We start from the raw sequence: 22,493 nt of genomic DNA, 5'->3' as shown, positions 1-22,493 counted from the left end.
GGCAAATTCAAGCCGCGGTTCACTCAAATCCACCGGTTGTTTGCCCGTCGTCGCGGCTAGCCGAAGAACGCGGCGGCGTCGTCGTAGCGGCTTTCCGGCACCAGCTTGAGCTGACGCACCGCGTCCGCCAGCGGCACCCGGCCGATGTCCTGTCCGCGCAGCGACACCATCTGGCCGTATTCCCCGGCGTGCGCCGCGTCGGCCGCGTTCACCCCGAACCGGGTGGCCAGCACCCGGTCGTAGGCCGTCGGGGTGCCGCCTCGCTGGACGTGGCCCAGCACGGTCACCCGGACGTCCTTGTTGATCCGCTTCTCCACCTCGGCACCGAGCTGGGCCGCCACGCCGGTGAACTTCTCGTGGCCGAATTCGTCAATCCCGCCTTCCCGCAACGCGATCGACCCGGGAATGGGTTTGGCGCCCTCGGCGACCACGCAGATGAAGTGCGAATCCCCGCGCTGGAACCGCCTTTTGACGAGCCGGCAGACCTCTTCGACATCGAAGGGCTGCTCGGGGATCAGGGTCATGTGCGCGCCCGACGCCAGGCCCGCGTTCAACGCGATCCAGCCGGCGTGGCGGCCCATCACCTCGACCAGCATCACCCGCTGGTGCGATTCGGCGGTGCTGTGCAGCCGGTCGATGGCGTCGGTGGCGACGGTCAACGCGGTGTCGTGGCCGAAAGTCACGTCGGTGCAATCGATGTCGTTGTCGATCGTCTTCGGCACACCGACCACCGGCACGTTCTCCTCCGAGAGCCAGTGCGCGGCCGTCAGGGTGCCTTCCCCCCCGATGGGGATCAGCACGTCGATCCCGTTGTCGTCCAGCGTCTGCTTGATCTGGCTCAGCCCGGCCCGCAGCTTTTCGGGATGCACGCGGGCGGTGCCCAGCATGGTTCCACCCTTGGCCAGCAGGCGGTCGTTACGGTCGTCGTTCTGCAGCTGGACGCGCCGGTTCTCCAGCAATCCGCGCCAACCGTCCTGGAATCCGACCACCGACGAGCCGTACCGGGAGTCGCACGTTCGCACCACCGCCCGGATTACCGCGTTGAGTCCGGGGCAGTCGCCGCCTCCGGTGAGCACTCCGATCCGCATCCCCTCATCTTGCCTGGGGTGGCGGCGTTATGGCGCGATTAGCCGGCGACGGCTCGCTAGACGGTGGGCGCGGACGGCAGCGGTCCGCGGGCCGCCTCGTAGGCGGCCCCAACCCGGTACAGCCGGTCGTCGGCCAGCGCGGGCGCCATGATCTGCAGCCCGACCGGCAGGTCATCGTCCCGCGACAGGCCGGCCGGCACCGACATGCCGCAGTGGCCGGCGAGATTCAGCGGCAGCGTGCACAGGTCGAACAGATACATCGCCAGCGGATCGTCGACCTTCTCGCCGAGCCGGAACGCCGTGGTCGGCGTCGCGGGTGACACCACCACGTCCACCGAGCGATAGGCCTCGTCCAGGTCGCGGGCGATCAGAGTGCGCACCTTCTGCGCCTGGTTGTAATACGCGTCGTAATAACCCGCCGACAGCGCGTAGGTGCCGATCATGATGCGCCGCTTGACCTCCGGCCCGAAACCGGCGGCGCGCGTCATCGCCATCACTTCCTCGGCGCTGTGGCTGCCGTCGTCGCCGACCCGCAGCCCGTAGCGCATCGCGTCGAAGCGGGCCAGGTTGCTCGACACCTCCGACGGCAGGATCAAGTAGTAGGCGGCCAGCGCGTAGTCGAAGTGCGGGCAATCGACCTCGCTCACCTCTGCGCCCAGGCCGGTCAGCTGCTCGACGGCGGCCTCGAAAGCGTTCAGCACACCGGGCTGGTAGCCCTCGCCGCGCAGCTGTTTGACCACCCCGACGCGCACGCCCTTGAGGTCACCGGCGGCGCCGGCCTTGGCGGCGGCGACGACGTCGGGCACCGCCGCCGTCACCGACGTGGAATCCAGGGTGTCGTGCCCGGCGATCACCTGATGCAGCAGCGCGGTATCCAGGACCGTGCGCGCGCACGGGCCACCCTGATCCAGCGATGACGCGCATGCCACCAGGCCGTATCGCGACACCGTGCCGTAAGTGGGCTTGACCCCGACCGTCGAGGTCAGCGCGGCCGGCTGGCGGATCGAGCCGCCGGTGTCCGACCCGATCGCCAGGGGCGCCTGGAACGCGGCCAGCGCCGCCGCGCTGCCACCCCCGGAGCCGCCCGGCACCCGGTCGACGTCCCACGGGTTGCGGGTGGGGCCGTAGGCGGAGTTCTCGGTCGAGCTGCCCATCGCGAACTCGTCCATGTTGGTCTTGCCCAGGATCGGGATCCCCGCCGCGCGCAGCCGCGCGGTGACGGTGGCGTCGTACGGGGAGCGCCAGCCCTCCAAGATCTTGGACCCGCAGGTGGTGGGCATGTCGACGGTGGTGAAGACGTCCTTGAGCGCCAAGGGGACCCCGGCCAGCGGCGACGGCAGCCGCTCCCCGGCCGCCACCGCCTCGTCGACGACGGCGGCCGCGCCCAGCGCCTCGTCGGCCGCCACGTGCAGGAAGGCGTGGTAGCGGTCGTCGGTCGCCTGGATCTGGTCCAGGCAGGCTTGGGTGAGCTCGACCGACGACAGCTCTTTGGCGGCGATCCGGGCGGCCAGCGTGGCGGCGTCAGCTCGCAGGATGTCATTCAACGGCGCGTTCACTCGCTGTCCCCCAGGATCTGCGGGACCGCGAAGCGGCCATCGACGGCCTCGGGCGCCTCGGCCAGCGCCTCGGCCTGGGTCAGGCACCGGGTGGGCTCGTCCGGCCGGGTGCCGGTGACGTCTTTCAAGACGTCACTGAGCGGGTTGTCGGTCGCTGCGACGCCGGTGACGTCGACCGCCTGCACCTGGCTGACGTGGGTCAGGATGGCGTCGAGCTGGCCGGCGAAGCTGTCGAGTTCGCTGTCGGTCAGCGCCAGCCGGGACAGCCGGGCCAGGTGCGCTACCTCGTCGCGGGAGATCTGGGACACGACTGGAAAGCCTAGCCGCGAAGGTGCGGGCGGCTGCACGCCCGTTGGCCATCGCGCGGCCCGGTGGATCCGAAATGCCGCCGACACATCCCTGTGCAACAGTGTTGGCCGTGCCCTCCTATCTGTTGCGCATCGAGCTCGTCGACCGGCCAGGCAGCCTGGGGTCGCTTGCGGTGGCGCTCGGTTCGGTGGGAGCCGACATCTTGTCGCTCGACGTCGTGGACCGCAGCGCGGGATACGCGACCGACGACCTGGTGATCGAACTGCCGCCGGGAGCCATGCCGGACACGCTGATCACCGCCGCCGAGTCCCTGTCGGGTGTCCGGGTGGACAGCGTGCGCCCGCACACCGGTCTGCTGGAGGCGCATCGTGAGCTCGAACTCCTCGACCACGTGGCCGCGGCCGGGGGCAAGGCGGCGCGACTGCAGGTCCTCGCCAACGAGGCGCCCAAGGTGCTGCGCGTCAGTTGGTGCACGGTGCTGCGCAGTGCGGGCGACGAGCTCCAGCGCCTGGCCGCCAGTCCGGGCGCCCCGGAGACCAAGGCGGACTCGGCCCCGTGGCTGCCGCTGGAGCGGGCCGCGACGCTGGACGGCACCGCCGAGTGGGTGCCGAAGGCCTGGCGCGACATGGACGTGACGATGGTCGCGGCCCCGTTGGGCGACCCGCACACCGCGGTGGTGCTCGGCCGGCCCGGCCCGGAATTCCGGCCCTCGGAGGTCGCCCGGCTGGGCTACCTCGCCGGGATCGTCGCCACCATGCTGCGTTAGCGCGACGGGCGATTCGGAGTTTCGACGCAGTGTAGGTAGTGACCGCGCCGGGCTAGTTGGTTGTTGGTGGTGGTTGTTCGCCGGTCGGTCCGGGGCAGGGCGGTACCGCGGGTGGGGGTGTTGTTGGTGGGCGGGCCAGGGATCCCGGGCTCAGCGAGTCGCCGGCGACATCGCCACGGGATCGTCGTCGTCCCACAGCAGCAGCTGACGAACCGCCGGGCGCGGGCCGTAGGGCCGCAGCATGGTGCTCGCCGGGCGCGGGCGCACCCGTTGCGGCCACCAGAACCAGCGCCCGAGAAGCCTTGCCACGGAAGGAGTCATGAACGAGCGCACGATCAGCGTGTCGAACAACAGGCCGAGTCCGATCGTCGTCCCGATCTGACCGAGCACCTGGAAACCGCTGAACACGAACGCACACATGGTGACGGCGAAAACGATTCCGGCCGAGGTGACGACGGAACCGGAGCCGGCCATCGCGCGGATGATGCCGGTGTTCAGCCCGGCGTGGATCTCCTCCTTGAAGCGGGAGATCAACAGCAGGTTGTAGTCGGATCCGACCGCCAGCAACAGGATCACCGCCAACGCGAGCACGACCCAGTACAGCTGGATGCCGAAGATGTACTGCCACACCAGGACTGACAGGCCGAACGAGGCCCCCAGCGAAAGGGCCACCGTGCCGACGATCACCAGCGCGGCGATCAGGCTGCGTGTGATGATCATCATGATCAGCAGGATGAGGCTCAGCGCGGCGAACGCCACGATCATCAGGTCGTACTTGGCGCCATCCTGGATGTCCTTGTACGTCGCCGCGGTGCCGCCGACGTAGATCCCCGCCCCGGCCATGGGCGTGCCCTTCAAGGCCTCGTGCGCCGCCTTCGTGATCGGATCGATGTGCGAAATACCTTCGGGCGTCGCGGGATCGCCTTCGTGCGTGACGATCATCCGGGCTGCCTTGCCGTCGGGCGAGAGAAACAGTTTCAGCCCACGCTTGAAGTCGGGGTTGTTGAAGACCTCGGGCGGCAGGTAGAAGGTGTCGTCGTTCTTGGCCGCGTCGAAGGCGCGCCCCAACGCCGTCGCGTTGTCGATCGCGGCCGCGGTCTGCGCGTAAATGCCGGACAGCGTAGCGTAATTCGCCAGTGTCAGATCGCGATTGGTCTGCTGGCTCTGGATCTGCGGCGGAATCAGCGCCGTCAGCTTGGGCTGCAGCGCGTCGAGCTGATCGAGCGAGGCCGTGAGGTTTTCGAACTTCTCGGTGAGCTGGTCGATGCCGTCGAGCGCGTCGAACAGCGACCGGAACGCGAAGCACGCGGGAATGTCGTAACAGTGCTTCTCCCAATAGAAATAGCTGCGCACCGGCCGGAAGAAGTCGTCGAAATTCGCGATCTTGTCGCGAAGGTCCTGGATGGTGCCCAGCGTGTCGTGAAAGCTCTGGGTCTCGTCGTGGGTAGTGCTGGCGAGCTGCTGCTGCAAGGTGTACTGCTGCTTGAGTATGTTGATGGTCTTGGTCAGTTCGTTGGCCTGTTTGAGGGCGTCGTCGGCCCGATCCCGTTGGTACGTCAGGTTTTCCTGCTGCGCCGCGCTGGAATTGCTGACCACGAACGCGAGCGAACTGTGCACGAGCGGGGTGCCCAACGGCCTGGTGATGGTCTGCACCTGCGCCACCCCGGGAACGTGAAACACCGCCTTGGCCACCTTGTCCAACACGAGCATGCTCTCCGGATTTCGCATGTCGTGATCGGTTTCGACCATCAGCAGCTCGGGCTCGAGCCGGGCCCGCGAGAAGTGCTTCTCGGCGGCGGTGTAGCCGATATTGGCGGGCGCGCTGGCCGGCATGTAGGGGCGGGTGTCGTAACTCGTCTTGTAGCCGGGCAGGGCGATTAGGCCGACCAGGGCCAGCGCGCACGCCGCGGCGAGCACGGCGCCGGGCCACCGGACGATGGCGGTGCCGATGCGCCGCCAGCCACGGGTCCGTATCGCCCGCTTGGGGTCGAAGATGCCCACCATCGCGCCCAGGGTGAGGATCGCCGGCCCCAGAGTGAGCGCGGCGAACAGTGCGACCAGGATGCCCAATGCGGCCGGTATGCCCAGGCTTTGGAAGTACGGCAAGCGGGTGAAGCTCAGGCAGGCGACCGCGCCGGCCACGGTGAGCCCGGAGCCCAACACGATATGCGTCGTGCCGTGATACATGGTGTAGAAAGCCTTTTCGCGATCCTCGCCGGTGCCGCGCGCCTCCTGATAGCGGCCGACGAAGAATATCGCGTAGTCGGTTCCGGCCGCGATCACCAGCAGCGTCAGCAGATTCGTCGCGTACGTCGACAGACCGATGACGCCGGCGTTACCCAGAAACGCGACAAGGCCTCGGGCGGCTGACATTTCGATGAGCACCGTGGCGAGCACCAGCAGCGTGGTGAGCACCGAGCGGTACACGAAGAACAACATCAGCGCGATCACCCCGACGGTGATCGCGGTGACCTTCGCGGTGCCCTTGCTGCCGACGTCGAACTGATCGGAGATCAGCGGTGCGGCACCGGTCACGTAGGTCTTGACCCCGGGCGGCGGCTTCATGCGTTCGATGATGTCGCGCAGCGCGCCGACGCCCTCGTTGGCCAGCGCCGAGCCTTGGTTGCCGGCAAGGTTGACCTGAACGTAGGCGGCCTTGCCGTCGCTGCTCTGCGATCCCGCCGCCGTCAGGGTGTCGCCCCAGTAATCCTGGACGTGTTGGACGTGTTTGCGGTCCTGCTCGATCCTGCGGACCATCTCGTCGTAGAAGCGGTGGGCGTCCGCACCGAGCGGCTTGTCGCCTTCCAGCACGATCATCGCCGAGCTGTCGGTGTTGAACTCTCCGAACTTCTCGCCGATGCGCTTGATTGCCTTGAGCGACGGCGCATCTGGGGAGTTCAGCGCGACGTTGTGGGTCTTGCCCACGTCTTCCAGTTGCGGCACCGCGATGTTGGTGATTGCGGCCAGCGCAACCCAGAACAGCAGGATCGGCAGCGCGAGCCGGCGGATGGTGCGCGGCACGAACGGCCGCGGCTGTTGATCGTTGCTCATCCAGATTTATCCAGACAGAAGGTGTAGGCGTCGACTTTGTTGACGGTGCGTTGGTCTTTCACTTCTCCGTTGACGGTGATGCGGCAGCCCAGGGTGTCCCCATCGCCCTGCGCGACGACGTTGCCGATGACCGCGGGCTCGGTGGTGGTGATGGTGAACGACCATGGCAGGGACGCGTCCTTGACTTGCTGCGGTTGCGCGTTCACGTCGAGATAGTTGATGGTCGCAGTCGCACCCGGTGCACCGAAGACCTCGAGCACGACCTGCTTGGGGTTGAACGGGACGATCTCGTTGGACAGGCCACTGTTGGCCGACGTGCTGGTGTGCGACCACAAGATTCCGTGCAGGCGATAGATGCCGAATCCGGCGAGCGCGACGACCAGCACCGCCACCACCACCATCCACCCCCGCTTCAGCAGGGGCGCGATCGAAAAGCTTTTCACCCGTTAGCCTTTCGAAGATCGGGCGATAAGGTCCACTCAAGCCGAACACGGCTGCCAACACCGTGAGTGATGATCGACAGCTATGACAGTACGGTACGGGACCGTACTGTACAAGAGACGCGAGCGTACATATTTCCGGCCGGGGCCGGCACCGACATGCGGCGTCTTATCCCGCCGACCTGGTCAGGCCGGGAATGAGGAACCCGTCGACAAACGCTTCAACGGTGCGCCGGGTGGGCGGCCGACCGGGCAGGATCGACCGAAAGATGAGATAGCCGGGCAACAGGTCCCAGAGTTCGTCGGTGATGACGTCCTCGGAGATCTCGCCGCGGTCGGCGGCCTGATGCAAGACATGCTGAATCGTGGCTTTGCGCTGGTCCAGGAACTGATGCTGCATGGCCTCGTTGAGCGCGGGGTGGCGCGACACCTCGACCATCACCGCGCGGATGGTGCCCGCGTGCTGCCCACACTCCTGGCTGATGGTCTCCCCCAGGCTCAGCAGGTCGCCACGCAGCGTGCCGGTGTTCGGCGGGACCGCGACCTGCCGGACGCCTTCGATGAAGGCGGCCAGCACCAGTTCGGCTTTGGACGGCCAGCGCCGGTAGACCGTGGCCTTGCTGGCGCGCGCGGCGTTGGCCACCGCGTCCACCGTCAGCTGGTCATAGCCGTGTTCCTGCAGGAGCGCCAGGGTCACGGCGAGTATCTCGGCCTCGCGCGGCGACCACGGCGACGCGTGCTCGCACCGGTCGGCCGTCTGGGTCATAGAGCCCACGATAGAGCCGCTCGGGCGCTGCGGACCACTTTCGGCGCAGTCGGCCCCCACGAATGTGCATTCGTCAGCGGGGAAACATCAGCGCGCGTTCGACGTCGGCCAGCAGGTCGTCGGTGTCTTCGATGCCCAGCGAGATGCGCGCGAATCCGTCGGCCACCGGGTCACCCCAACGCGCCCGGCGGTCCACCGACGTGTGCAGCCCCCCGAAACTGGTGGACGCGATCAGCAGGTCGCTGCGCTCCACCAGCGCACGCACGGAGGCCGCGTCGGCCAATTCGACGCCGACCAGCGCCCCAAACCGGCGCATCTGGGCCATGGCCACCGGATGCGCCGGGTCGTCGGTCAATCCCGGGTAGCGCACCGAGCGCACCGCCGGGTGTCGGGCCAGCATGGTCGCCAGCGCTCGGGCGTTCTGGCATTGCCGCTCGAAGCGCAGTCCGGCAGTTGCCATGCTGCGCAACAGAAGCCACGCCTCGAACCCACCCAGGATCGCGCCGGCCAGTAGCCGGTGCCGCTCCACCGCGGCCAGCAGCTCGGGCCGGCTGGTGGCGACGTAACCGGCCAGCAGATCACCGTGACCGGATAGGGCCTTGGTCGCACTGGCCACCACCGCGTCGGCGCCCAACGACAGCGGCTGCTGCCCCAGGGGCGTGGCCGCTGTGTTGTCGACGACCAAGCGCGCGTTGCGGTCCCGGCAGATGCCGGCCAGCCGGTGCACGTCGACCACGTCCAACGCCGGGTTGGTCGGCGTTTCGGCCAGCACCACGTCGGCCCGCGCGGCGGCGTCGTAGATCTGTGTACTCGTCGCCTCGACGACCGTCACACCGGCGGGCACCAGGTCTTCGCGGGCGTAGCGGCGCACCTGGTAGTAACCGTCGGCCGGCACCACCACCGTCGCTCCGGGCTCGGCCAGTGCGCGCAGCACGGCGCTGATGGCCGCCATGCCCGAGCCGAACACCCGCGCGCCGGCGGCACCCTCCAGCTCGGCGAGCGCCGACTCCAGTTGCCGCCAAGTCGGATTGGAGCTGCGGCCGTAGTTGTCCAGGGCGCTCGTCTCGTCGGCGGCCAGGTGATAGGTGGCGGCGAGCACCGCCTGCGGCGCCACCGGTTGACCCGAAATCGCCTCGGCGTCAATAGCTTTGAGGCTGCGGGTGGAGTCACCGTACCGGCTGCTCATCGGCTCACTCCGCCGGGGTTTCCGACGGGCCCTCGTCCAGCAGCTTCCGGAAGCCGTCCTCGTCGAGGACGGGCACCCCCAGCTCGATCGCCTTGTCGTACTTGGACCCCGGCGAATCGCCGGCCACGACGTAGTCGGTCTTCTTCGACACCGAGCCGGCCGCCTTGCCCCCGCGCGCCAGGATCGCCTCCTTGGCGTCGTCGCGGGAGAAGCCGGCCAGCGACCCGGTGACCACCACCGTCAGCCCCTCCAGCGTGCGCGGCACACTGCTGTCGCGCTCGTCGGCCATTCGCACGCCGGCCTTGCGCCATTTCTCGACGATCGCGCAATGCCAGTCGACCGTGAACCATTCGGTGAGCGCCGCCGCGATCGTCGGCCCGACGCCTTCCACCGCGGCCAGTCGCTCGGTCGACGCCGACATGATCGAGTCCAGGTCGCCGAACTCGGTCGCCAGGGCGCGCGCGGCCGTCGGGCCGACGTGCCGGATCGACAACGCCACCAGGACCCGCCACAGCGCCACCTTCTTGGCCTTGTCCAGGTTGTCCAGCAGCCGTTTGCCGTTGGCGGACAGGGCGCCGGCCTTCGTCCGGAACAGCTCGGTGCGCAGCAGGTCGTCCTCGGTGAGGGTGAACAGGTCACCCTCGTCGGCGATCACCCCGGCCTTGAGCAGTGCGATCGCGGCCTCGTACCCGAGCCCCTCGATGTCGAACGCGCCGCGCCCGGCGACGTGAAACACCCGCTCCCGCAACTGCGCCGGGCATGACCGGGCATTGGGGCAGCGGATGTCGGCGTCGCCCTCCTTGGCCGGCGCCAGCGTGGTGCCGCACTCGGGACACGCGGTGGGCATGACGAATTCGCGTTCGGAGCCGTCGCGCAGGTCGACGACGGGGCCGAGCACCTCCGGGATCACGTCTCCGGCCTTGCGGATCATCACGGTGTCGCCGATCAGCACGCCCTTGCGTTTCACCTCGGCCGCGTTGTGCAGGGTGGCCAGCCCCACCGTCGACCCGGCCACCTTGACCGGCGTCATGAAGGCGAATGGGGTGACGCGTCCGGTGCGCCCGACGTTGACGCGGATGTCGAGCAGCTTGGTCTGCGCCTCCTGCGGCGGGTACTTGTAGGCGACGGCCCAGCGCGGCGCGCGCGAGGTGGTCCCGAGCCGGCGCTGCAGCGCGACGTCGTCGACTTTGACCACCACGCCGTCGATTTCGTGCTGAAGCTCGTAGCGGTGCTCACCCCAGTAGCCGATCCGTTCCTCCACGGCGGCCAGGCCGCGCACCCGCGCGGTCTGTTCGGCGACCGGCAGCCCCCAGGCGTTCAGCGCGGTGTAGGCCTCGTGCTGGGTCTTCGGCGCGAACCCCTCGGTGCGGCCGATGCCGTGACAGATCATCCGCAGCTTGCGCCGGGCGGTGACGGCCGGGTTCTTCTGGCGCAGCGACCCCGCGGCGCTGTTGCGGGGGTTGGCGAACGGCGCCTTGCCGTCTTCGACCAGGCTGGCGTTGAGCGCCTCGAAATCGGACAGCAGGAAGAACGCCTCGCCGCGCACCTCGAGCAGGGCGGGAATCGGGAACTCCTTGCTGGCGGACAGCCGCTCGGGGACGTCGTCGATGGTGCGCGCGTTGAGCGTCACGTCCTCGCCGACCCGGCCGTCGCCGCGGGTCGCGGCGCGTTCCAGCCGGCCGTCGCGGTACACCAGCGCCAGGGCGACGCCGTCGATCTTGAGTTCGCACAGGTAGTGCGGCTGCGTGCCGACCTCGTTCTCGACGCGGTTGTTCCAGGCCACCAGCTCGTCGCGATCGAAGACATCGTCGAGACTGAGCATCCGCTCCAGGTGCTGCGCCGCGGCGAAATCGGTGGCGAATCCCGCCCCGCCGACCAGCTGCGTCGGGGAATCGGCCACCCGCAGCTCGGGGTGGCGCTCCTCCAGCGCGAGAAGCTCGTTGAACATCGCGTCGAAGTCCGCGTCCGAGATGATCGGCGCGTCCTTGATGTAGTAGCGGAACTGGTGTTCACGGACCTCTTCGGCGAGGTCCTGCCACTGCCGGCGAACCTCGGGCGATACCGAATCGGCTTCTGCTGCGCTCACCTTGGCAGGCTATCCGAGGACACCGACGCGAAACCGCGCCGCTCACTCCTCCACGTAAGCCTGCAACCGGTCCACCGCGGCATCCCACCGCCGGGACAGCTGGCTCAGGTAGTCACTGGCCGACGCCAGCGGCTGGGTCTGCACCGTCCAGACCCGCTCGCGGCCCCGCCGGGCGCTGGTCACCAGCCCGACGGACTCGAGCAGTTGCAGGTGCTTGCTGGCCGCCTGCCGGGTGACCGGGATGGCGCTGGTGACCTGCGACGTCGAGCTGGGTCCCCGGTCGCAGAGCCGCACGATGATGCGCAGCCGGTTGGGATCGCCCAGCGCGTCGAAGAGCGGCGCGTCGACGGTGACCGTCATACCCGGACGCCTTCGATGTACCTGCGCACCAGCGTGGTCTGGATCGCCCAGCCCTCGCCGTTGGCCTCGAACGACGGCCCGCGGCGCGCCTCGGGAATCGCCTCGAACCCGGATTCGGTGATGGTCAGCAGCACGCCGTCGGCCTGCTCCCACAGGGTGAACTCGACCAGGGTGGTGGGCTCGCGGTCGTAGTCGACGTCGGGGTCGACGGCGAACGGATGCCACCGGTAGGCGAACCGGCTCGGCGGCTCGACGGCGACGATCTGCCAGGTGCTGCGCACCCCGGCGTGCGGCTCCTGACGCTTGGCGACCTCACCGTCGACGACGGTCGGGCTGATCGCCGCGGTCACCGACGTCCCGGCGACGAACGGCCCGTCGAAACGCACCCCGAACCAGCGGCCGAACTCCTCGGCGTCGCTGATGGCCCGCCACACCCGCTCGAGCGGCGCCCGCAGCACCACCTGCTTCTCGATCTTCATGTGCAACCTCCTGGTTGCCTATCACTTCAGCACGACGGGCCAAAAAGCGCAACCCTGCGGTTGCCTATCCGATGGCGTCGGGATCCTCGGCGAACATCTCGGCCGCCTTGCGGGCCAGCTCGATCGCGGTCCGCGCCCACTCCGGCGTCGCACCGGCCAGACCACACGCGGGCGTCACGCCGATGCGGTCGCGCAGCGCCGAGCGGGCGAAGCCGAGCCGATCGGTCACCGCGACCACCGCGGCGGCCACCTCCTCCGCCGACGGGCGGCGCGGCGGGGGTTGCCGGCGACCACCCCCAGTGCGACGGTGCGGCCGGACTCGACGAACTCGGCAACCCCGTCCAGATCCGCCGCGCTCAGCGCGGCGGCGTCCACCGAGACGGCTCGAAAGGCGCTGCGCTGCAACAAATCCCATGGCAGACCGGGGGCACAGCAGTGCAGCAGCGCCTCGCCGCCCACCGTCCGGGCGCAGGCGTCGAGCAGCCCGGCGGCCACCTCCTCGTCGATCGGCGCCACCGGGCTCAGCGCGGTCACCCCGCTCAGGGCGCCGCCCAGCGCCTTGGGCAGCGACGGCTCATCGAACTGCACCACCACCTCCGCCTCGAGCCGGCGGGCCAGCCCCGCGCGATGCGCGGACACGCCCTCGGCCAGCGAGGCCGCCAGGTCGCGCAGCGCACCGGGATCGGTGATCGCCCGGTGGCCGTTGGACAGCTCGATCTCGGCGGCCAGCGTGATCGGGCCCGGCGCCTGCACCTTCACCACCCGGCCGTCGTTGCGCAGGCCGGCGGCCTCCCAGGCCTCTTCCAGGGCGTCCATGTCCTCGTCGAGCAGGCTGACGGCGCGGCGGGTGACCGCGCCGGGCCGGGCGGCGAGCCGGTAGCCGCGCGGCACCGTGTCGATCGCCACGTCGATCAGCAGCGCGCCGGCCCGCCCGAGCATGTCGGCACCCACTCCGCGCGCCGGCAGCTCGACGATGTGCGCCAGCGCGCCCGCGAGTTCACCCACGACGACTTCGGCGGCCTGGCGCGCGGCGATGCCGGGCCACGATCCGACACCGCTCGCGGTGGCAAAGGGATGGGTGAAAACACTCACCGGACAACCGTATTCGACGTCGCACCGGGCCCCGGTCGGCAGGGGTCTGTATGGCGCGGGGCGGCGCGGGTAGGTTCAACGCCAAAGGGGTGCTCAAACGTGTCGCAGAAGGCGAAATCGGTGTGGCCGCCGCTGCTGTGCGCGGTGGTGACGCTGGTGGCGTGCACCCGGGTGGTCGACGGTGCGGCCGTGGCGGGATCGGGCGCCGACCGCCGGGTGGTGCAGGGCGTCGACGTCGACACGATCCTGCTGGATCAGTCGCGGATGCGCGCGATCACCGGCGCCGGTGAACATCTGAGCATCATCCCGTCTATGGACGGCACCAGCCCGGTGGACATCGACGCCCTGGCCGATACCGCGCCGCGCGAGTGCCGGTTCATCTACGCCGAGACCGCGACCTTCGGGCGCGACCTCGAGGCCTTCCACAAGACGACGTTTCAGGACCCACCCGACGGCGCGCTGATCTCGGAAGGCGCCGCGGCCTACCGCGACGCCGACACCGCCCGCCGCGCCTTCGGCGCCCTGGTGGGCACCGTGGGCGACTGCGCGAACGGCTCGAGCGGCCAGCTCTACGTCGGCGATTGGAACGCCGACGCCACGTCGCTGCACCTGCGGCCCGGCGGGTGCGGCCGCGACTACCGGATCCTGTCGGTGGCCATGCTGGAGGTCACCTTCTGCGGCTTCGCGCAATCGGTGTCCGACATCGTGATGACGAATATCTCCGCGAACATGCCGCGGTAGCAGCCATTCAGCGGGCGGTGCCGGCGATGGTGGCGCTGCCGAGCACCTCGTCGCCCTCGGGATCGGGCCGGTACAGCACCAGCGTCTGGCCGCGGGCCACGCCGCGCATCGGCGCGCGCAGCCGCACCACGAGCTCGTCGTCGACCAGTTCGGCTATCGCGTCGGCCGTTTCGCCGTGCGCCCGTACCTGAACCGCGCACTCCACCGGGCCGGACGGCGTCACCCCCGAGGTGAAAACCGGTGCTCGCCCGACCATTTCGCGTATCTCCAGATCGGCCGCCTCGCCCACGTGCACGGTCGAGGTCTCCGCGTCGATCGCGGTCACGTAACGCGGGCGGCCGTCGGGCCCCGGGCCGGCGATGCCGAGCCCCTTGCGCTGCCCGACGGTGAACCCGTGCACGCCGTCGTGCTCGGCGAGCACGGTGCCGTCCGCGTTGACCACGGCACCGCGGCGCACCCCGATGCGCTCGCCCAGGAACGCACGGGTGTTGCCCGACGGGATGAAGCAGATGTCGTGGCTGTCCGGCTTTTCCGCGACGGTCAGGCCGCGACGGGCGGCTTCGGCCCGGATCTGCGGTTTGGGGGTGTCCCCGATCGGGAACGCCGCGCGGCGCAACTGTTCGGCGCTCAGCACGGCCAGCACATAGGACTGGTCCTTGCCGTGGTCGACCGCCCGGCGCAGCCGGCCATTCGAAAGCCGGGCGTAGTGGCCGGTGGCCACCGTATCGAACCCGAGCGCAACGGCTTTCGCGGACAGCGCCGAGAACTTGATCTTCTGATTGCACACCACACACGGGTTGGGGGTTTCGCCGCGCGCGTACGACGACACGAATTCGTCGATGACGTCCGCCTTGAACCTCTCCGCGAAATCCCAGACGTAGAACGGGATTCCGAGCACATCGGCGACGCGGCGCGCATCAGAGGCGTCTTCCTTCGAGCAGCACCCACGGGAGCCGGTGCGCAGCGTCCCGGGTGCACTGGACAACGCCAGGTGCACGCCGACGACGTCGTGTCCGGCGTCGACCATCCGCGCGGCGGCGACCGACGAGTCGACGCCACCGCTCATGGCAGCAAGAACTTTCACCTAAGACGCCCCCGCGGCGGCCAGTGCGGCGCGACGGGCGCGGTCCACCGCCCCGGGCAGTACCCGCAGCACCGCATCGACATCGGCGTCGACGCTGGTGTGCCCCAGCGAGAGGCGCAACGAACCGCGGGCGCTCGTCGCGTCGGCGCCCATCGCGATCAGCACGTGCGAGGGCTGCGCGACACCGGCGGTGCACGCCGATCCGGTCGAACACTCGATTCCGTTGGCGTCCAACAGCATCAACAGCGCATCGCCTTCGCAGCCGCGGAAGGTGAAGTGCGCGTTGCCGGGAAGGCGCAGCGGGTCGCGGGCCCCGTTGAGGGTGACGTCCTCGATGCCGCCCAACACCCCGTCGACCAGCCGGTCGCGCAGCGCCCGCAGCCGGCCGCTGTTGACCTCGAGCCCGTCGACCGAGATCCGGGCCGCCGCTGCCATTCCGACCGCCCCCGCGACATCGGCGGTGCCCGAACGGATGTCGCGCTCCTGCCCGCCGCCGTGCGCCAGCGGCACGCACGCGACGTCGCGGCGCAGCAACAGCGCACCCACCGCGGGCGGGCCACCGAACTTGTGTGCGGTCACGGACATCGCCGACAGACCGCTGGCGGCGAAGTCGACGGGCAGCTGCCCCACCGCCTGGACGGCGTCGCTGTGCATCGGGACGCCGAATTCGGCCGCGACGGCGGCCAGTTCGGCGGCCGGCAGCACGGTGCCGACCTCGTTGTTGGCCCACATCACCGAGACCAGCGCGACGTCGTCGTGGCGGGTGAGCACCTCGCGCAGCGCGGCCGCCGACACCGACCCGTCGGGGGCAGTCGGCAGCCAGGTCACCTCGGCGCCCTCGTGTTCCACGAGCCAGTTCACCGAGTCCAGCACGGCGTGGTGTTCCACCTCACTGGTGACGATGCGCCGGTGGCGCGGCTCGGCGTCGCGGCGCGCCCAGTAGATGCCCTTGACCGCCAGGTTGTCGCTCTCGGTGCCCCCCGCGGTGAAGATGACCTCCGACGGGCGCGCGCCCAGCCGGTCGGCGATCAGCTCGCGGGATTCCTCGATGCGGCGCCGCGCCGCGCGGCCGCTGGTGTGCAGCGAGGACGCATTGCCGACCGTGCCGAGCACAGCCGTCATCGCCTCGACGGCGGCGGGGTGCATCGGGGTGGTGGCGGCGTGATCCAGGTAGACCATGACGCGAACCACGATACCGGCCCGCCCGTTTGATCAGGCCACCAGCACGTGCCCGTGACCAGCGCGCCGGGCGGTTGCGGCGCCCACCGCGGACTGGCAGCGGCCGGCCAGGGCGCGCCGGTCGGTCCCGGGGAGCTGCAGAGACTCGACGTGCACCCGCGCCAGGGTGCGCGGCACGACGAGCAGCCGGCGGATCGAGCTCAGCAGGGTCTCGTCGCCGACGAAGGCCGGCACCGTCGAGGGGCTGCCGTCCACGTGGTGGTAGGTCAGCCGCAGCGGCTGCACCGGACGGCCGGCGTCGATCGCGGCCTGGAACATCGCCGGGTAGAAGGCGCCGCGGTCGCGACCACACCAGGTGGTGCCCTCCGGGAAGGCGACCACCGTCTGACCGGCGCGCAGCCGGCGGGCGACGGCGTCCACCACGCCGGGCAGGCGCCGGAGGCTGGACCGCTCGATCGGGATGATCTTCAGAAAGCGGGCCACGATCCCGGTCGCCGGGCCGGTGAACATGTCGGCCCGCGCGACGAACGACCCGGGCAGCACCGAACCGATGGCGAAGACGTCCAGCCAGGACATGTGCGGGCTCACCACCAGCACGCCGCTCAGGTTGCGAATCGGGTTGCCCGTCACGGTGATTCGAACACCCAGGCAGCGCAGCACCAGGCGGCAGTAGATGCGCTGCACGCGGGTGCGGCCCGGCAGCGGCACCGCCAGCAGCGGCAGCCCCGGTGCCAGCAGCAGCGCCAGCATGAGTCGAAGCGTCACCCGCAGCGCCCTGCGTCGCGACGCCGGCACGTCGCCCGCGCCCACGCAGCCGGCGTCGCACGAGGCGCGGGGCAGCCAGGAGTGGCCGGTGCCCGCGGCGGCGTTCATCGCTCGCCGCCCGCCATTTCCGACGCCGCGGCGACCGAGCGGAGTCGCTTGAGGTATCGGGTGTCGGCGTGCGCCTTGTCCAGCAGGACGCAGAAATCCCCGACGCCGAAGTCCGGGTCGTGCGCGGGTTCGCCGCACACCTGCGCGCCCAGCCGCAGGTAGCCGCGCAGCAGCGGTGGCACCGAGGGCCGCGCGGGCGGCGCGATGTCGTCGATCCCCGTGCCGTTCACGACCACCGGCCGGTGCGGGTAGACGGTGTATTCCGGCGGCGCACCGTGCCGGCTCAGGATGAAGTCGCGGACACCGCGCAGCTGGCTGCCCGGCACGCCGGATTCGCCGCCGATGGGCACCGACACGCATCCGGTCACGCAGTCGTAGCCGTAGCGGTCCAGGTAGGCCAGGATGCCCGCCCACATCAGCAGGACGACGCCGCCGTTGCGATGCCCGTCGCGCACCACGGCGCGTCCCATCTCCACCAGGGACGGTCGCAGCGGGTCCAGGGCGCGGATGTCGAACTCGGTGGCGGTGTAGAGCCCGCCGGCCGCGATGGCGCCCGCCGGCGCCAGCATGCGATAGCAGCCGACCAGTTCACCGGTGTCGTCGTCGCGCACCAGCAGGTGGTCGCAGAATTCGTCGAACCTGTCGACGTCCCGTCCGTCCTGGTCGGCCGCCGGCAGCGCGAAGCCGGGCGTGCTGGTGAACACGTCGTACCGGAGTCGCTGCGCCGCCTCGATCATGGCGGGGTCGGTGGACAGCAACAGGGAGTAACGGGGTGCGGCCGACGAGCTGGTGGCCGTACCGGTCGGCTTATCGCTGGGTATGAGGACTGAAGCAATGCTCATGACCCCCAACGTGGCGTAGTCGATGAGCTAGTCGGCATCGACGCTGTGACGTGTCGGTGCACGTGAGATGACGAACTGTCGTGAGAAAGTGAGCGTCCATGCTGGCCGTTACGCCCGAACGCAAAAGCCCCCGGCACCACGGTGCCGGGGGCTTTGAGGCCGGGAAACTCAGCCCTTGCGTGCCTTGATCGCCTCGGTCAGCTGCGGAGCGACCTTGAACAGGTCGCCCACCACGCCGTAGTCGGCGATCTCGAAGATGGGCGCCTCTTCGTCCTTGTTGACCGCGATGATCGTCTTGGACGTCTGCATGCCCGCGCGGTGCTGGATGGCACCGGAGATGCCCAGCGCGATGTAGAGCTGCGGCGAGACCGTCTTACCGGTCTGGCCCACCTGGAACTGGCCCGGGTAGTAACCGGAGTCGACGGCGGCGCGCGACGCACCGACGGCCGCGCCCAGCGAGTCGGCCAGCTCCTCGACGACGCTGAAGTTCTCCGCGCTGCCGACACCGCGACCACCGGAGACGACGATCGTGGCCTCGGTGAGTTCCGGACGGTCACCGGCGACCGCGGGCTCGCGGGCGGTGATCTTGGTGGCGTTCTCGGCGGGGGCCGGGACCTCGACCTTGACTTCTTCACCGGCACCGGCGGTCGGCTCGGCGTCGACGGCTCCGGCGCGCAGCGTGATCACCGGGGTGTCGCCGTTGGCCTGCGCCTCGACGGTGAACGCACCACCGAAGATGGAGTGGATGGCCTTGGCGCCTTCCTTGACCTCGACCACGTCGACCAGCAGGCCGGATCCGATCCGGGCCGCGAGCCGGCCGGCGATTTCCTTGCCGTCGGCGTTGGCGGCCAGCAGCACCGCCGCCGGGGCGTTCGACTCGGCCAGCGCGGCCAGCACGTCGACCACCGGGGTGATCAGGTACTTGTCGACGTCCTCGGACTCGGCGACGTAGATCTTGGCGGCGCCGGCCTCCTTCAGCCCGTCGACCAGCGGAGCGGCCGTGCCCGGGGCGCCGACGACGACGGCGGACGGCTCGCCCAAAGCGCGGGCGGCGGTGATCAATTCGGCGGTGACCTTCTTCACCGCTCCTTCGGCGTGCTCGACGAGCACCAAAACTTCAGCCATGGGTTATCTCGCTCTTCTCGTCTGGGGAATCGGGTCAGATGATCTTCTGGGCAACCAGGTACTTGGCGACGTCGTTACCGCCCTCGCCCTCGTCGGTGACCTTCTCACCCGCGGTCTTCGGCGGCTTCGGCGTCGACGACAGCACGGACGACCCGGCGTTGGCCAGGCCGACCTCGTCGCTCTCCACGCCGATCTCCGCCAGGGTCAGCACCGTGACCTCTTTCTTCTTGGCGGCCATGATGCCCTTGAAGGACGGGAAGCGCGGCTCGTTGATCTTCTCGGTGACGCTGACCACCGCGGGCAGGCTCGCCTCCAGGTTGAAGACGCCGTCGTCGGTCTCGCGCTCGCCGGTGACCTTGCCGCCCTCGATGGAGAGCTTGCGCAGGTGGGTGAGCTGCGGCAGGCCGAGGTACTCGGCGATGATGGCCGGCACGGCGCCGCCGGTGCCGTCGGTGGCCTCGTTGCCGGCGATCACCAGCTCGGTGCCCTCGATGGTGCCCAGCGCACGCGCCAGCGCCCAGCCGGTCTGGACCACGTCGGAACCGTGCATGCCGTCGTCCTTGAGGTGGACGGCCTTGTCGGCGCCCATCGACAGGGCCTTGCGGATGGCCTCGGTGGCGCGCTCGGGGCCCGCGGTCAGCACCGTGACCGAGCCTTCGCCGCCCTCCCGCTCGCGGATCTGCAAGGCCTCTTCGACGGCGCGCTCGTTGATCTCGTCCAGCACCGCGTCGGCAGCCTCGCGGTCGAGCGTCCAGTCGCCGTCAGACAGCTTGCGCTCCGACCAGGTGTCTGGGACCTGCTTTATCAGGACCACGATGTTCGTCATGAGTCTGGTTCGTCCTCCTCGAAGGGGTCCGCAGCGATCGGCTGCGAGACCTCGGTACGCGTTTTTTCGCAACGCACGGCCGTGTTACTACCCGGTAACTTTGTGCGGTATGCATTCACACCATAGCTGGTCGTAGTGCACGTTCTCGCAGCCCGTCCGCCGCGTGAGAAGCGGGGCCCCGCTTCCCCGGTTCGCGAATCCGACACTTCGCGTTAGCCTGCCTATGCAATGAGCGCACTGGTCCCCGACGTTCCGCAGCACCCCCCGGCCGACACGGCGTCGGCGGGCGACGCGGTGATGATGCTGACGGGCGAGCGCACCATCCCCGGCCTGGACATCGAGAACTACTGGTTTCGCCGACACGAGGTCGTCTACCAGCGGCTTGCCGAGCGCTGCGTGGACGCCGACGTGCTCGAGGCCGGCTGCGGCGAGGGCTACGGCGCGGACCTGATCGCCGGCGTGGCCCGCCGCGTCATCGCGGTGGACTACGACGAGGCCGCGGTGGCCCATGTCCGCAGCCGCTACCCCCGGGTGGACGTCATGCAGGCCAACCTCGCGCAGCTGCCGCTGCCCGACGCGTCGGTGGATATTGTGGTCAACTTCCAGGTGATCGAGCACCTGTGGGACCAGACACAGTTCGTCGTCGAATGCGCCCGGGTGCTGCGCCCGTCGGGGCTTTTGCTGATGTCGACGCCCAACCGGATCACCTTCTCGCCGGGCCGCGACACCCCGATCAACCCCTTCCACACCCGGGAACTCAACGCCGCCGAGCTGACCCAGCTGCTCCACGACGGCGGTTTCACGAATGTTTCGGTCAGCGGCCTGTTTCACGGCCCCCGGCTTCGCGAGATGGATGCCCGGCACGGCGGCTCGATCATCGACGCGCAGATCCAGCGCGCGATGGCCGCTGACCCCGGGGCCCCGTGGCCGCCCGAGCTGGCGGCCGACGTCGCCGCGGTCACCACCGCCGACTTCGACCTGGTCGAGGCCGGCGCGGGCGCGCATACCGGCCACCACATCGACGACAGCCTCGACCTGATCGCGATCGCGGTAGCGCCGTGAGCGCGTCGCAGGACCGGGTTCCCGGCCTCTTCACCCTGGTTTTGCACACCCACCTGCCCTGGCTGGCCCACCACGGCCGCTGGCCGGTCGGCGAGGAATGGCTGTATCAATCGTGGGCGGCGTCCTACCTGCCGCTGCTGCGCGTGCTGCACACCCTGGCCGGCGAAGACCGCCGGGGCGTGATCACGCTGGGCGTCACGCCGGTGGTGAACGCCCAACTGGACGACCCGTACTGCCTGGACGGCATGCATCACTGGCTGGCGAACTGGCGGCTGCGCGGCCTGGAGGCCACCAGCGTGCGGTCCGCGCCCCGCTCGAAGTCGGCCGGCTACCAGTCCTGCACACCGGAAGCATTGCGCGCCTTGGGAATTCGTGAGTCCGACGAGGCGCAGCGGGCGCTGGACGACTTCGCCACCCGGTGGCGGCACGGCGGCAGCCCGCTGCTGCGCAGCCTGCTCGACGCCGGCACGGTCGAGCTGCTCGGCGGCCCGCTGGCCCACCCGTTCCAACCGCTGTTGGCGCCGCGGCTGCGCGAGTTCGCGCTGCGCGAGGGCCTGGCCGACGCCCAGGCGCGCCTGGCACACCGCCCGGGCGGGATCTGGGCGCCCGAATGCGCGTACGCGCCCGGCATGGAACACGACTATGCGGCCGCCGGCGTCACCCATTTCATGGTCGACGGCCCGTCGCTGCACGGCGACACCGCGCTGGGCCGGCCCGTCGGCGACACCGACGTGGTCGCGTTCGGGCGCGATCTGCAGGTCAGCTACCGGGTGTGGTCCCCGAAATCGGGCTACCCCGGGCACGCCGCGTACCGCGACTTCCACACCTACGACCACCTCACCGGACTCAAGCCGGCGCGGGTCACGGGCCGCAACGTGTCCTCGGAGGACAAGGCGCCCTACGACCCGGAGCGCGCCGACCACGCGGTCGACACGCACGTCGCCGACTTCGTCGACGTGGTCCGCAACCGCCTGCTCGCGGAGTCCGAGCGCATCGGGCGACCCGCCCACGTGGTCGCCGCCTTCGACACCGAGCTGTTCGGTCACTGGTGGTACGAGGGCCCGACCTGGCTGGAGCGGGTGCTGCGCGCCCTGCCCGAGGCCGGGGTGCGGGTGGGCACGCTGACCGACGCCATCGCCGACGGCTTCGTCGGCGACCCGGTGGCCCTACCGCCCAGCTCGTGGGGCTCGGGCAAGGACTGGCAGGTGTGGGCCGGCGACCAGGTCGCCGACCTGGTCGCCCTGAACAGCGAAGTCGTCGACATGGCGCTGAGCACCGTCGACAAGGCGCTGTCCCAGACCGCGCCGCTGGACGGGCCCATCCCCCGCGACCACGTCGCCGATCAGATCCTGCGCGAAACGCTGCTCACCGTGTCCAGCGACTGGCCGTTCATGGTGAGCAAGGATTCGGCCACCGACTACGCGCGCTACCGCGCCCACCTGCACGCGCACGCCACCCGCGAAATCGCCGACGCGCTGGCGTCGGGCCGGCGCGACACCGCGCAGCGGCTGGCGGAGGGATGGAACCGCGCCGACGGGTTGTTCGGCGCCCTCGATGCCCGCAGGCTGCCCCGATGAGGCGG

General features: G+C 69.9%; 20 protein-coding genes and 1 pseudogene. 4 read left to right on the top strand and 17 right to left on the bottom strand.

The window, feature by feature from the left end:
* Positions 1–56: 56 nt before the first annotated feature.
* The 3 genes from B9D87_RS00340 to gatC are packed head-to-tail and all read right to left on the bottom strand — an operon-like array spanning position 57 to position 2,952.
* Positions 57–1,088, bottom strand: coding sequence for an ATP-dependent 6-phosphofructokinase (locus B9D87_RS00340; protein ID WP_007775555.1), 1,032 nt, complete (start codon positions 1,086–1,088; stop codon positions 57–59).
* A gap of 56 nt (positions 1,089–1,144) precedes the next feature.
* A complete protein-coding gene (gene gatA, locus B9D87_RS00335; RefSeq protein WP_007775559.1) occupies positions 1,145–2,632 on the bottom strand; it encodes an Asp-tRNA(Asn)/Glu-tRNA(Gln) amidotransferase subunit GatA in 1,488 nt (495 codons plus the stop codon).
* Positions 2,633–2,640: 8 nt separating this feature from the next.
* The gene (gene gatC / locus B9D87_RS00330) at positions 2,641–2,952 is read right to left on the bottom strand and encodes an Asp-tRNA(Asn)/Glu-tRNA(Gln) amidotransferase subunit GatC (RefSeq protein WP_007775561.1); all 312 of its coding nucleotides are present in this window, start codon (positions 2,950–2,952) and stop codon (positions 2,641–2,643) included.
* 110 nt (positions 2,953–3,062) lie between these two features.
* Here gatC and B9D87_RS00325 point away from each other — a divergent pair, with 110 nt between their 5' ends.
* Positions 3,063–3,719, top strand: a complete 657-nt coding sequence (locus B9D87_RS00325) for an ACT domain-containing protein (protein ID WP_085977886.1) — start codon at positions 3,063–3,065, stop codon at positions 3,717–3,719.
* Between the two features lie 150 nt (positions 3,720–3,869).
* Here B9D87_RS00325 and B9D87_RS00320 read toward each other — a convergent pair whose 3' ends face one another.
* The 8 genes and pseudogenes from B9D87_RS00320 to B9D87_RS00285 all read right to left on the bottom strand — a co-directional run bounded on the left by B9D87_RS00320 (position 3,870) and on the right by B9D87_RS00285 (position 13,179).
* Complete coding sequence (locus B9D87_RS00320; RefSeq protein ID WP_007775566.1) at positions 3,870–6,770, bottom strand: MMPL/RND family transporter; 2,901 nt, start codon at positions 6,768–6,770, stop codon at positions 3,870–3,872.
* Complete coding sequence (locus B9D87_RS00315; RefSeq protein WP_007775568.1) at positions 6,767–7,213, bottom strand: MmpS family transport accessory protein; 447 nt, start codon at positions 7,211–7,213, stop codon at positions 6,767–6,769. Before B9D87_RS00315 ends, B9D87_RS00320 begins: the two co-directional genes overlap by 4 nt.
* Before the next feature lie 166 nt (positions 7,214–7,379).
* A complete protein-coding gene (locus B9D87_RS00310; RefSeq protein WP_085977887.1) occupies positions 7,380–7,988 on the bottom strand; it encodes a TetR/AcrR family transcriptional regulator in 609 nt (202 codons plus the stop codon).
* Positions 7,989–8,049: 61 nt separating this feature from the next.
* Positions 8,050–9,162 (bottom strand): cystathionine gamma-lyase, encoded by a 1,113-nt coding sequence (locus tag B9D87_RS00305; RefSeq protein ID WP_007775572.1) that lies wholly within the window; start codon positions 9,160–9,162, stop codon positions 8,050–8,052.
* Between the two features lie 4 nt (positions 9,163–9,166).
* Positions 9,167–11,248, bottom strand: coding sequence for an NAD-dependent DNA ligase LigA (gene ligA / locus B9D87_RS00300; RefSeq protein ID WP_007775575.1), 2,082 nt, complete (start codon positions 11,246–11,248; stop codon positions 9,167–9,169).
* 42 nt (positions 11,249–11,290) lie between these two features.
* Positions 11,291–11,608 (bottom strand): ArsR/SmtB family transcription factor, encoded by a 318-nt coding sequence (locus B9D87_RS00295; protein ID WP_007775577.1) that lies wholly within the window; start codon positions 11,606–11,608, stop codon positions 11,291–11,293.
* Positions 11,605–12,087: an SRPBCC family protein gene (locus B9D87_RS00290; protein WP_007775578.1), complete on the bottom strand. Its 483-nt coding sequence runs from the start codon at positions 12,085–12,087 to the stop codon at positions 11,605–11,607. Before B9D87_RS00290 ends, B9D87_RS00295 begins: the two co-directional genes overlap by 4 nt.
* Before the next feature lie 64 nt (positions 12,088–12,151).
* A pseudogene (locus B9D87_RS00285) lies at positions 12,152–13,179 on the bottom strand (uroporphyrinogen decarboxylase/cobalamine-independent methonine synthase family protein).
* A gap of 99 nt (positions 13,180–13,278) precedes the next feature.
* Between B9D87_RS00285 and B9D87_RS00280 the strand changes: the two are divergent.
* Positions 13,279–13,920 carry a sensor domain-containing protein gene (locus tag B9D87_RS00280; protein ID WP_007775583.1) on the top strand — a complete coding sequence of 214 codons (642 nt, stop codon included), beginning with the start codon at positions 13,279–13,281 and terminating at the stop codon, positions 13,918–13,920.
* A 7-nt stretch (positions 13,921–13,927) separates the two neighbouring features.
* Here B9D87_RS00280 and mnmA read toward each other — a convergent pair whose 3' ends face one another.
* The 6 genes from mnmA to B9D87_RS00250 form a co-directional block, all read right to left on the bottom strand.
* A complete protein-coding gene (gene mnmA, locus B9D87_RS00275; protein WP_007775585.1) occupies positions 13,928–15,004 on the bottom strand; it encodes a tRNA 2-thiouridine(34) synthase MnmA in 1,077 nt (358 codons plus the stop codon).
* A complete protein-coding gene (locus B9D87_RS00270; RefSeq protein ID WP_040631520.1) occupies positions 15,005–16,183 on the bottom strand; it encodes a cysteine desulfurase family protein in 1,179 nt (392 codons plus the stop codon).
* 33 nt (positions 16,184–16,216) lie between these two features.
* Positions 16,217–17,056, bottom strand: a complete 840-nt coding sequence (locus B9D87_RS00265; RefSeq protein WP_007775590.1) for a lysophospholipid acyltransferase family protein — start codon at positions 17,054–17,056, stop codon at positions 16,217–16,219.
* A complete protein-coding gene (locus tag B9D87_RS00260; protein WP_040631523.1) occupies positions 17,053–17,898 on the bottom strand; it encodes a GNAT family N-acetyltransferase in 846 nt (281 codons plus the stop codon). The genes B9D87_RS00265 and B9D87_RS00260 overlap by 4 nt, the downstream gene beginning before the upstream one ends.
* A 168-nt stretch (positions 17,899–18,066) precedes the next feature.
* Positions 18,067–19,023, bottom strand: coding sequence for an electron transfer flavoprotein subunit alpha/FixB family protein (locus B9D87_RS00255; RefSeq protein WP_007775593.1), 957 nt, complete (start codon positions 19,021–19,023; stop codon positions 18,067–18,069).
* 34 nt (positions 19,024–19,057) lie between these two features.
* Positions 19,058–19,849: an electron transfer flavoprotein subunit beta/FixA family protein gene (locus tag B9D87_RS00250; protein ID WP_007775594.1), complete on the bottom strand. Its 792-nt coding sequence runs from the start codon at positions 19,847–19,849 to the stop codon at positions 19,058–19,060.
* Between the two features lie 228 nt (positions 19,850–20,077).
* Here B9D87_RS00250 and B9D87_RS00245 point away from each other — a divergent pair, with 228 nt between their 5' ends.
* Positions 20,078–20,911: a class I SAM-dependent methyltransferase gene (locus B9D87_RS00245; RefSeq protein WP_007775595.1), complete on the top strand. Its 834-nt coding sequence runs from the start codon at positions 20,078–20,080 to the stop codon at positions 20,909–20,911.
* Positions 20,908–22,488: a 1,4-alpha-glucan branching protein domain-containing protein gene (locus tag B9D87_RS00240; protein WP_007775596.1), complete on the top strand. Its 1,581-nt coding sequence runs from the start codon at positions 20,908–20,910 to the stop codon at positions 22,486–22,488. The genes B9D87_RS00245 and B9D87_RS00240 overlap by 4 nt, the downstream gene beginning before the upstream one ends.
* Positions 22,489–22,493: the final 5 nt, after the last annotated feature.

The sequence above is a fragment of the Mycobacterium colombiense CECT 3035 genome (assembly GCF_002105755.1).
Lineage (GTDB): Bacteria > Actinomycetota > Actinomycetes > Mycobacteriales > Mycobacteriaceae > Mycobacterium > Mycobacterium colombiense.
The sequence above is the reverse complement of the archived record's forward strand: the minus strand, read 5'-3'. Positions and strand labels throughout refer to the sequence as shown.